General features: G+C 33.3%; 7 protein-coding genes and 1 riboswitch. Of the genes, 2 read left to right on the top strand and 5 right to left on the bottom strand.

Annotated features, from left to right (window positions below; genetic code table 11):
* Positions 1-986 (bottom strand): chorismate mutase (locus tag ACIQZC_RS05805; RefSeq protein ID WP_396138292.1); only part of this gene is annotated, 986 nt, incomplete at its 3' end.
* A 177-nt stretch (positions 987-1163) separates the two neighbouring features.
* Between ACIQZC_RS05805 and gldA the strand changes: the two genes are divergently transcribed.
* On the top strand, positions 1164-2066 hold the full coding sequence (gene gldA, locus ACIQZC_RS05800) for a gliding motility-associated ABC transporter ATP-binding subunit GldA (protein ID WP_396138291.1): 903 nt from the start codon (positions 1164-1166) through the stop codon (positions 2064-2066).
* On the opposite strand, the gene metF is transcribed toward gldA, so the two are convergent.
* The 3 genes from metF to ACIQZC_RS05785 form a co-directional block, all read right to left on the bottom strand.
* Positions 2067-3023 carry a methylenetetrahydrofolate reductase [NAD(P)H] gene (gene metF / locus ACIQZC_RS05795; protein WP_396138290.1) on the bottom strand — a complete coding sequence of 319 codons (957 nt, stop codon included), beginning with the start codon at positions 3021-3023 and terminating at the stop codon, positions 2067-2069.
* Between the two features lie 142 nt (positions 3024-3165).
* A complete protein-coding gene (locus ACIQZC_RS05790; RefSeq protein WP_396138289.1) occupies positions 3166-6258 on the bottom strand; it encodes a vitamin B12 dependent-methionine synthase activation domain-containing protein in 3093 nt (1030 codons plus the stop codon).
* Complete coding sequence (locus ACIQZC_RS05785; RefSeq protein WP_396138288.1) at positions 6258-7247, bottom strand: homocysteine S-methyltransferase family protein; 990 nt, start codon at positions 7245-7247, stop codon at positions 6258-6260. Before ACIQZC_RS05785 ends, ACIQZC_RS05790 begins: the two co-directional genes overlap by 1 nt.
* A gap of 93 nt (positions 7248-7340) precedes the next feature.
* Positions 7341-7446, bottom strand: a riboswitch (SAM riboswitch).
* Between the two features lie 349 nt (positions 7447-7795).
* Between ACIQZC_RS05785 and metK the strand changes: the two genes are divergently transcribed.
* Positions 7796-9046 carry a methionine adenosyltransferase gene (gene metK, locus ACIQZC_RS05780; protein WP_396138287.1) on the top strand — a complete coding sequence of 417 codons (1251 nt, stop codon included), beginning with the start codon at positions 7796-7798 and terminating at the stop codon, positions 9044-9046.
* Between the two features lie 62 nt (positions 9047-9108).
* Here the strand turns inward: metK and ACIQZC_RS05775 are convergent.
* Positions 9109-11612, bottom strand: a 2504-nt coding sequence (locus ACIQZC_RS05775; RefSeq protein ID WP_396138286.1) for a TonB-dependent receptor, incomplete at its 5' end; no start/stop codon positions are given.

Below are 11612 nucleotides of genomic sequence, written 5' to 3'. Positions count from 1 at the left end.
CCTTCAGAAGTCATTTTGTTGAGAATTTCGTTCCAACGTTGATTTTGTAAAATAGCTACATTTTTCTCTTTTTTAAGTTGTCCTATTTTGTCTACAATCTGCATTCGATTGCCAATAATTTCTAATAACTTTTCATCATAACCATCAATTTGCATTCTCAGTTTTGTCATTTTTTGATTATATTCACTGGCATCATCGGTTATTTTTCGAACCTTTAAATCAACAAACATTTGCTTAAGGACAGCTGGTGTAATTTGTTGTGCTGAATCACTCCAAGCATTATCAGGGTCATTATGTGTTTCAATAATTAATCCGTCATAATTTAAATCCAAAGCTTGTTGAGCCACCTCTTGTATCATTGCTCTTTTACCTGTAATGTGAGAAGGATCACAAATCATTGGCAAATCTGGGAATCGATTCTGCATATCAATCGCAATTTGCCATTCGGGATTGTTACGGTATTTTGTTTTTTCATAGGTAGAAAAACCTCTGTGAATTACTCCTAATTTTTTAATATTCGCATTATAAAGACGTTCTAAACCTCCTATCCATAATGACAAATCTGGATTAACTGGGTTTTTCAACAATACAATTTTATCGGTTCCTGCTAAAGCATCGGCAATTTCTTGCACTGTAAAAGGGTTTACTGTTGTTCTTGCTCCTATCCATAACACATCTATGTCATGCTCGATTGCTAATTTTACATGGGCAGCAGTTGCTACTTCGATTGCCATTAATAAACCCGTTTCGGCTTTTGCTTTTTGCAACCATTTTAAACCGATTTCTCCCACTCCTTCAAAACCTCCAGGACGGGTGCGAGGTTTCCATATTCCTGCACGAAAAATAGAAACATCCGAATTCTTCAATTCGTGTGCTATTTTTAAAACTTGTTCTTCCGTTTCGGCACTACACGGTCCAGCAATTACAAATGGATGATTCAATTGAAAATCATCTAACCAGTTGCGCCAATATTTTTTATTTTCCATAGCTTTTTATTCGTTGTAAATTTACGATTTATTCTTTTTAAGCGTTATTAAAAAAAGCAAAATGTATCGGCAACAAATTAGAATTAACAAATTGAAAAAAAAGTGACTTCTAAAATACTTTTTTAAATAAATTTGAGTTCTTTTAAAAAAGGTTATTTTTGCTAAAATTTAGTACCTATGTCAATAATTGTAGAAAATATTTCGAAAAATTACGGTGCACAAAAAGCGTTAGATAATATTAGTTTTTCGATAAAAAGAGGTGAAATTGTAGGTTTTTTAGGTTCAAATGGAGCCGGAAAATCTACATTAATGAAAATTTTGACAACCTATTTAAAATCGGATAGCGGAAATGCAATAGTAAACGATCATGATGTTGTTTTAAATCAAAAAAAAGTACAAAAATCTGTTGGCTACTTACCAGAGCACAATCCGTTGTATTTAGATTTATATGTTCGGGAGTATTTAGCTTTTAATGCCGATTTACATAAAGTAGCTAAATCGAGAATAGACGAAGTAATTACATTAACAGGATTAACGCCTGAATGTCATAAAAAAATAGGCGAACTTTCAAAAGGGTATCGCCAACGTGTAGGATTAGCAACTGCTTTATTACATAATCCTGATGTATTAATTTTAGACGAACCTACCACAGGCTTAGACCCAAATCAATTGGTTGAAATTCGCAATTTGATTAAAAATATTGGAAAGAATAAAACCGTTTTTCTATCTACTCACATTATGCAAGAAGTGGAAGCCATTTGTGACCGCGTTATTATAATTGATAAAGGAAAAATTGTTACCGATAAAAAATTAACCAACTTAGTTAGCGATAAAACCGAACAAATCATTGTGGTAGAATTTGACAAACAAGTAACCGAAGAGCTTTTTGGTTCTTTACCAAATTTAAAATCGATAAAAAATACCCATGATTTAGTTTGGGAACTTACATTTTCAACCTCATTAGACATGCGAAGTGAAGTGTTTGATTTTGCACAAAACAACGGTTTAAAAACCCTTCAAATTTCACTTAAAAACAAAAATTTAGAGCAAATTTTCAGAGAGAAAACGGCAAAAAAATAATTAAAAAATTGTTTTAGCAATGGCTTTAATATTTTCTGCTTTACCCATGGAGTAATAATGAAGTACGGGTATTCCTGCTGCGACAAGTTCTTTACTTTGTTGCGCACACCATTCAATACCAATTTGTTTTACTGCATCATTATCTTTTGCCTTAACCACTTCCATAATTAAAGTATCGGGTAATTCAATACTAAATCGGTGTGGAATAAGATTCAATTGCTTTTTGGTAGCTATAGGTTTCAATCCTGGAATAATTGGAATAGTGATTCCAGCTGCTCTACATTTCGCAACAAATTCGAAAAATTTCTGGTTATCAAAAAACATCTGAGTGATTATGTATTCGGCACCGTTTTTAATCTTTTGTTTTAAGAAATGAATGTCGCTATCTAAACTTGGTGCTTCCATATGTTTTTCGGGATATCCTGCAACACCGATACAAAAATCGGTTTTAGATGAATTTTGCAAATCGGCATCTAAGTAAATACCGTTATTTAAATCGTTAATTTGCGAAACCAATTCAGAGGCATAAGCGTGACCTTCTTTTTCTGGTTTAAAATAAATTTCACTTTTAACGGCATCGCCTCTAAGTGCCACAACGTTATTGATTCCTAAAAAATCTAAATCAATTAGTAAATTTTCGGTATCTTCTTTCGTAAAACCACCACATAAAATATGCGGAATGGCATCTACATTGTATTTGTTTTGAATTCCTGCACAAATTCCTACCGTGCCTGGTCGTTTTTTTACAATTTTCTTTTGTAATAACCCGTTTTCTAATTCCTTGAATTCATATTCCTCTCGATGATACGTAACATCAATAAATGGTGGATTGAATTCCATTAACGGATCAATACTATCAAAAATAGATTGGATATTTTGACCTTTTAAAGGCGGTAAAATTTCAAAAGAAAACAAAGGTTTTCCGTTGGCGTTTTGAATATGTTCTGTTACTTTCATAGCCCCCTAACCCCCAAAGGGGGAAATATAGTTGCATTCAAATTTTGCGACACAACTTGATTAATATTTATTTTATGTTTCATTTATTTATAATTTCATTAAATTTATTTATAACGATTGGCGTCCCTCCCTTTTGGGGAGGTTAGGAGGGGCTTATATTTGGTGCTAACCATTTAGTTGCTGTTTCTATTGATATATTTCTTCTTTTTGCGTAATCTGCTACTTGGTCTGATTTTATTTTTCCTAACCCAAAATACTTACTTTCTGGATGAGCAAAATAATATCCTGAAACTGAAGAAGCCGGCCACATTGCCATACTTTCGGTTAATTTTACACCAATATTTTCCTCCACGTTTAAAATGTTCCAAATGGTTGGCTTTTCTAAATGGTCTGGACAAGCTGGATAGCCTGGTGCTGGACGAATTCCTTTGTAATTTTCTTTAATTAATTCCTGATTTGAAAGTTGTTCTTCAGAAGCATACCCCCAAATTTCTTTTCGAACTTTTAAATGTAAATATTCCGCAAAAGCTTCTGCTAATCTATCGCCTAAAGCTTTGGTTAAAATGGCATTATAATCGTCTAATTGGTTTTCAAATTCGGCTGCTTTCTCATCTATACCAAAACCAGTTGTAACACAAAAACAACCCATATAATCCTGAACGCCAATTTCTTTTGGCGCAATAAAATCGGCTAAAGCGATGTTAGGGGCTCCAGCAGTTTTAGAACTTTGTTGGCGTAAAGTTAGGAAAATAGCTCTCCCTTCGGGGGTTGGGGGGCTGATTTCAATATCATCATCATTTATGGTGTTGGCTGGAAAAATTCCTAAAACTCCTTTAGCTGTAAACCATTTTTCAGATACAATTTTTGATAACATATTTTGTGCATCTTTAAACAAATCTGATGCTTGTTCCCCTACAACCTCATCGGTTAAAATGGCAGGATATTTTCCATATAATTCCCAAGATTGAAAAAACGGTGTCCAATCGATAAAATCGACTAGTTCTGAAAGTTCTACCTCAACTATTTTTGTTCCAATAAAATTAGGTTTTATAGCTTCGTAATTGTTCCAATCTATCTTTAATTTATTTTTACGAGCTTCTTCAATCGTTAAGAAATTTTTCTCTCTTGCTCTGTTTAAATAGCCTTCACGTAATGCATCGTACTCCTCGCGTAACGCAACTGAATACGCCTTTTTTGTATCCGTATTTAATAAATTCGAAGCCACGGTTACGGCTCTTGACGCGTCATTAACGTGGACTACAGTTGACTTATATTCTGGAGCAATTTTAACAGCTGTATGTGCACGAGAGGTTGTAGCGCCTCCAATCATTATTGGGATTTTGATGTTCAACTTATCCATTTCTTTGGCCAAATACACCATTTCGTCTAAAGAAGGTGTAATTAATCCGCTTAAACCGATAATATCAACGTTTTCTTTTATGGCGGCGTCAATAATTTTTTCTGGCGGAACCATCACTCCTAAATCGATAATTTCAAAATTATTACACGCCAAAACTACTGAAACAATGTTTTTTCCAATGTCGTGAACATCACCTTTAACGGTTGCCATCAATACTTTTCCAGCCCCCCCCGCCCCCGAAGGGGGAGCTGCCAACTTTGTGGAAATTAATTGTAAAACTTTTTCTAATTGAAATAAAACTTCCTCATTTGTAAATCTCAATACTTCAAATCCTTCACTTCTTAGCCATTTACTTCTTTCTTCATCGCTAGAAATATTTTCTGGTAATTGATGTATTAATCCATCAACCTCAATTATTAAGTTTTCTTTTAAACAAATAAAATCTGCTATGTAATTTCCTATAATATGTTGGCGTCTAAACTTATGCCTTTCTAATTTTTTACCCATTAATTCTTGCCACAAAAACCTTTCGGCATCAGTTGGTTTATTTCTCATGTCAAATGCAAATTTTTGCAATAAACCATAATTATAAGGATTAGCAGTTTGCCAAAATTGCGAGGTTTTTATTCCCCCTTTGGGGGTTAGGGGGCGTTTTTCTTCTTCAATAAACGGTAATAAATACGCCACAGCTTTTTTCATAACGCGCGCTGATTTTACTACTTGAGGTAAAAACATTTTTCCGCTTCCAAATAAATCGCCAACCACATTCATACCATTCATTAAGCTGACTTCAATCACTTCAATAGCTTTATTGGCACTTAATCTTGCTTCTTCAACATCAATTTCTATGAATTCGTCTATTCCTTTTACTAAAGAATGGGTTAATCGTTCTTGAACTGAACCATTTCGCCATTCGGCTATTGCTTTTTCATTTACCTTGAAATCGCCTTTAAAACTTTCGGCTAAATCTAATAAACGTTCGGTAGCATCTTCTCTTCTATTTAAAAGCACATCTTCAACGTGTTCCAATAAAACAGCGTCTATTTCATCGTAAATTTCTAACATTTCTGGATTTACGATTCCCATGGTCATCCCATTTTGAATGGCGTGATATAAGAACGCGGAATGCATCGCTTCACGGACTTTATCGTTTCCACGAAAAGAGAATGAAACATTACTAACACCACCAGAAATATTTGCAAAAGGTAAATTTTCACGAATCCACTTTGTTGCTTGGAAAAAATCTAAAGCGTTTAATTTATGTTCGTCCATTCCAGTTGCAACTGGAAAAATATTCGGATCAAAAATGATATCTTCGGCTGGAAAACCGACTTGGTTTACTAATATATCGTAACTTCTTTTACAAATTTCAATTCTTCTTTGGTAATTATCTGCTTGTCCAACTTCATCAAAAGCCATTACAATTACTGCTGCGCCATAGCGTTTAATTAACTTGGCGTGATGAATAAAAACCGCTTCGCCTTCTTTAAGAGAAATTGAATTTACTACCGCTTTTCCTTGTACGACTTTTAAACCTGCTTCGATAATTTCCCATTTCGAACTATCTATCATTACAGGAACACGGGCAATATCTGGTTCGGCAGCAATTAAATTTAGGAATTTTGTCATAGCATAAACGCCATCTAACATTCCTTCATCCATATTAATATCAATGATTTGCGCCCCGCCTTCTACTTGCTCTCGAGCAACCGAAAGCGCTTCGTCGTATTTTTCTTCTTTTATTAAACGAAGAAATTTACGAGAGCCTGTTACATTGGTTCGTTCACCAACATTCACAAAATTGGTTTCTGGGGTAATAATTAATGGTTCTAGCCCGGATAATTTTAAATATTTTTTACAATCTACTTCTGTCATTATGCTATTACTTCAATTGTTCTGGGCTTGAATTCTTTTGCGACCTCCGCAATTAATTTGATGTGTTCAGGAGTTGTACCGCAGCAACCTCCAATTATATTTATTAAATTGTCTTGTAAATATTCCCGAATTAAAGCCTGCATTTCTTTTGGTGTTTGGTCGTATTCACCAAAGGCATTTGGCAAACCAGCATTTGGATGTGCCGAAATATTCAATTGCGTATTCATAGACAAACGCTTTAAATAAGGTTTCAATTGGTCGGCTCCCAAAGCGCAATTAAATCCTATACTCAATAACGGAATGTGAGAAATCGAAATCAAAAAAGCTTCGACAGTTTGTCCAGAAAGTGTTCTTCCTGAAGCATCTGTAATAGTTCCTGAAACCATAATTGGAATATCAATATTTCTTTCTTCTTTTACTTCTTCAATTGCAAAAAGCGCGGCTTTTGCGTTTAAAGTATCAAAAATAGTTTCAACCAAAAGCACATCCGAACCTCCATCAATTAAAGCTTCAACTTGTTGTTTATATGCGATTCGTAAATCGTCAAAAGTTACGGCACGATAGCCAGGATCATTTACATCTGGCGACATAGAAGCTGTTCTGTTAGTTGGTCCGATGGAACCAGCAACAAAACGAGGCTTATCTGTAAATTCATCAGCCACTTCTCTTGCAATTTTTGCGGATTGGTAATTTAATTCGTACACCAAATCTTCCATATGATAATCGGCCATACCAATTGTTGTACCTGAAAACGTATTGGTTTCTACAATATCTGCACCTGCCTCAAAATACAAACGATGGACTTCTTTTACTGCTTCTGGTTGCGTAATGGAAAGTAAATCGTTATTTCCTTTCAATGGATGAGGAAACTCTTTGAATCGTTCGCCGCGAAAATCTTCTTCTGAGAAATTGTTGCGTTGCAACATGGTTCCCATTGCGCCGTCTAGGACTAAGATTCTTTCTTTTATGGCTTGTTGAATTTTTGACATATTTTTTTTACACAGAGTTACGCTAAGTTCACACAGCGTTTCACAAAGTTTATATTATTAATATGTTATCAAGAAATTGGAAAGAAATTCCTCGGGTTATCTTTTTCCGATTAATATCGGAATAGAATGTAGCACCTTTCCAAGTTGGAGGTTGCCAAGCTTTCATTGGGTCTATTCCCTCCAGCTTTCGTGATAACAAATAGTATGTTTATGAACGATGCAAATGTAGTAACAAAATTTACAATATGAAATATTTTCTTACAAATAACATATATTGCATATAATTTAGATTTTTAATCTAAGTTTTTATGTTTTACTAATTTTAAAATCTTAATTTTTCAATAAAATAATTTATTTATACTCATTTTATTAAAAAGCACAATTTTATTTTATTAATTCGAAATCACTTCATACATTTGCAATCGATAACAAAAGAGGAAAAATTTGAACTGATTGCAACCTCATTAAAAAATGCTAAAGCAGTATTCCTACTCCTTTATGCACTTTGCAATCCTTTTTTTCTCGCTTAATTTATAATAAATTTAATTATGGCTTATTTATTTACGTCAGAATCTGTGAGTGAAGGACATCCTGACAAAGTTGCGGATCAAATTTCAGACGCATTAATTGACAATTTTTTAGCATTTGACCCTGAGTCAAAAGTAGCTTGTGAAACATTAGTAACCACTGGGCAAGTAATTTTGGCTGGTGAAGTGAAATCTAATACTTATTTAGATGTTCAAACAATCGCAAGAGATGTAATCAAGAAAATTGGTTATACCAAAAGCGAATATATGTTTGAGGCTGATTCTTGTGGGGTTTTGTCTGCAATTCATGAACAGTCTGCTGACATTAATCAAGGTGTGGACAGAGCTAATAAAGAAGAACAGGGTGCGGGTGATCAAGGAATGATGTTTGGTTATGCCACAAACGAAACTGCAGAGTTCATGCCGTTAGCGCTTAAATTGTCGCATCAATTATTGCAAGATTTAGCTGATTTGAGAAGAGAAAATAACGAAATCACTTACTTACGTCCAGACGCAAAATCGCAAGTTACTTTAGAATATTCTGACGACAACAAACCAGTTCGTATTGATGCTATTGTAGTTTCAACACAACACGATGATTTTGCTGACGAACCAACGATGTTAGCGAAAATTAAAAAAGATATTATTGAAATTTTGATTCCGAGAGTAATTGCTAAAAATCCGCAATACGCTCATTTATTCAATGATGCTATCAAATACCACATCAATCCAACAGGGAAATTCGTAATTGGAGGACCCCATGGAGATACTGGTTTAACAGGAAGAAAAATTATTGTAGATACCTATGGTGGAAAAGGGGCTCACGGAGGTGGAGCATTTTCTGGAAAAGACCCTTCAAAAGTTGACCGTTCTGCTGCATATGCAACCCGTCATATTGCTAAAAACTTAGTTGCTGCGGGTGTTGCTGACGAAATTTTAGTACAAGTTTCTTATGCAATTGGCGTTGCTGAACCAACATCAATCAACGTAAACACATATGGGACTGCAAAAGTAAATTTAACAGACGGAGAAATTAGTAAAGTTGTGGAAAGTATTTTTGACATGCGTCCGTATTTTATTGAACAACGATTAAAATTAAGAAATCCAATTTATAGTGAAACTGCTGCTTATGGTCACATGGGAAGAACTCCTGAAACCGTAACCAAGACTTTTTCTGCTCCAGGTGGTTTAACAAAAACCGTAACTGTTGAATTATTTACTTGGGAAAAACTAGATTTTGTAGACAAAGTAAAAACTGCTTTTGAGCTATAATTGATATTATAAAAACAAAAAAGCCTGACTATTAAGTCAGGCTTTTTTGTAGTATAGCATTTTTATAAATTATATTTTAAACTCAAAATCAAATAACGGGGTTGCACTCTATAACTAGAAAAACTACTGGTTCCGCCTAACTGACTGAAACTATTTGTATCTAATGATTTTGTCTCTAGTAAATTAGTTCCAGAAAGTTTCCACTCCCATTTACTGTCTTTTTTCTGATACATAATATTCGCAGATAAAAAATCATATTCGCTATCAATCGTTTTTGACTTGTTATAATTATGGAAAAAGTTATATTCTGAAGTGAACGAAAATGCCTCTAAAAAATAATACTCTAGAGTTAAAGAAGGGCTATCTGTATATACCGTATCAGAGAAATTATCGCTAATTGAATAACTGTATGATAATCCTAAATTTGGCAATTGTTTATAATTGGTAGAAAAACCTAACGTATAATTTTGACTAACTGACTCAGTTATTTGAATATTAGTTGGATTATTATTAGGATCAGTATCTGAATCTGGGAAAACACGGATATTGTTGAATTTATTCCATCCTACAGAAACTCTTGCATTTGCTTTATAATATTTAAAAAACGAACGTCCATAATTTGCACTTCCTGATAAAGATTCTTCTGGAAAATTTGAATTCATATTTACTGCAGAAGAAACTTGATTAACCCCGGTTAACAGAGCTTTATTCTTAATTGCATCTAGTTGTTTTGTATAGGTTAAATTAGCAAAAATATTCTCAAAATTAAACATGTTATATTTAAAATAGCGCAAAGAATGTACTTGAGAAGTTGAATTCTCTAAGAATCTATTTCCGCTAAACAAGCTGTTATAGTTTGAAAAAACATAACCTTGAGCTAATTTATTAATATCTGTAAAATTATTACTGAAGGAATAATTATAAGTCAATGTTTCCGATTTTTTTATTTGCCACAAAGCATACACATCAGGCAATACTCTTGTAAACGACTGCTTATTTGAAGTGCCAAGTTGCGCATCATTCATATTATATTGGTGTACACTAAAACCTGGATTAAATGTAAATTTTCCAGTTAAGAATTTATAATGTACTCCTAAAAAAACATCTTTAAATGTATAATTAACATCGTTATTGTTTTCTGAAGCTGTTAAATTATTTTGAGAACCATTGTCTAAAATTTGAAAAATCGAAGAATCAAAATTTTGATACGAATAGGTGTTTCCGAGAGTTAAATTGATATTACTTTTTGGGGTTAACATATAATAATAATCAAATTTAGCATCTATTTTATTGGTTGTTACAAATCTTTTCTGATTTATATCATCTCTATTTTGTGTGGTATTATAGCCAGACAACAAGAAGGGTTGTGTTGCTAAATTAGCATTGTACAAAGGATCTTCGTCTTGGTACAAGTGTTGAATTTCAACAGCAAATACGTGTTTATCATTTAAAGTATAATAATAATTTAGGTTTTGATTAAATGAAAATGGATTTTGTTTCTTATTGGTATACACATCAGAAAGTAAGTTAGAAAACAGACTTGTATTTTCCTTTTGGTCCGAAAATTTAACTAATGCATCATAATCAAAATGCATTTTTTCAGAAGGCACATAACTTGAGCTCACTTTAAATAAAGCCTGTTTACTGTCTTGTCTTGTAAAATCTTCTTTCGTTTCAGATATTGTTTGAGTAGTTCCATTTGGTAAATTATCGGTACGATTAGAAACCGATTTGGTTTCGATTTCTGTTTTATTGCCTAATACAATTCCGAATCCACTTAATGTCCATGCTTTAGAAGGATTAAAACTAAAATTAGCAGCTCCAAAAGACGATTCAATATTAGCCGCTTGATTATTTCTTAGGCCCATAATTCCCAAATCATTTGAAACTACATTAAAAGAAGAGCCTCCTTTTCGCATCATATTTTTGAATCCACCTGTGAATTTAAAATAATCTTGAGCAGTTAATGGTAGTTCTCCAATATTATTTTTATTACCAATAACATTGATACTGAATTTTGGATTATAATAAAATAGTTTCGGATTAATAATGTATCGATCTGCTTTGTTTCCAATTCCAATTCCAATTCCAGCCATCATATCTCCAAACCAAAAGTTCTTTTTACCTTGTTTCAACTTAATATTTATGGCTACGTTCTCTTCATTATTTTCGAGTCCTTTCAAATTAGACACTTCATTATAATTACGTAAAACTTGTATCTTTTCTAGGGCATCTGCTGGAATATTTTTAGTTGCTAATTTGGTATCGCCATCAAAGAAATCTTTCCCTTCAACCATTATTTTTTGCACTTTTTTTCCTTCCACCTCAATCTCGCCATCTTTATTTACCTCAACACCTGGTAATTTTTTTAAAACGTCTTCTAATTTTCGTTCGGTCCCATTCTTAAAAGAATCTGCATTATAAATAATAGTATCTCCCGAAATAGAAACGGGCATTTCATATACAATCTCTAATTCTTTTAACTGAGTTCCTTCCTTTAAATTGATAGGATAATTCATCGTTGTAGTTCCTGTAGTTACCGTTTTTTCATACGATTGAAAACCAA

Origin of the sequence: Flavobacterium sp., assembly GCF_044338735.1 — a bacterium.
Taxonomy (GTDB): Bacteria; Bacteroidota; Bacteroidia; order Flavobacteriales; family Flavobacteriaceae; genus Flavobacterium.
The sequence above is the reverse complement of the archived record's forward strand: the minus strand, read 5'-3'. Positions and strand labels throughout refer to the sequence as shown.

What these genes read in the sequence shown, in the direction of transcription:
- gldA (WP_396138291.1), top strand. Translation starts at nt 1,164, where the DNA reads ATGTCAATAATTGTAGAAAATATTTCGAAAAATTACGGTGCACAAAAA.
- metF (WP_396138290.1), bottom strand. Translation starts at nt 3,023, where the DNA reads ATGAAAGTAACAGAACATATTCAAAACGCCAACGGAAAACCTTTGTTT.
- ACIQZC_RS05790 (WP_396138289.1), bottom strand. Translation starts at nt 6,258, where the DNA reads ATGACAGAAGTAGATTGTAAAAAATATTTAAAATTATCCGGGCTAGAA.
- ACIQZC_RS05785 (WP_396138288.1), bottom strand. Translation starts at nt 7,247, where the DNA reads ATGTCAAAAATTCAACAAGCCATAAAAGAAAGAATCTTAGTCCTAGAC.
- metK (WP_396138287.1), top strand. Translation starts at nt 7,796, where the DNA reads ATGGCTTATTTATTTACGTCAGAATCTGTGAGTGAAGGACATCCTGAC.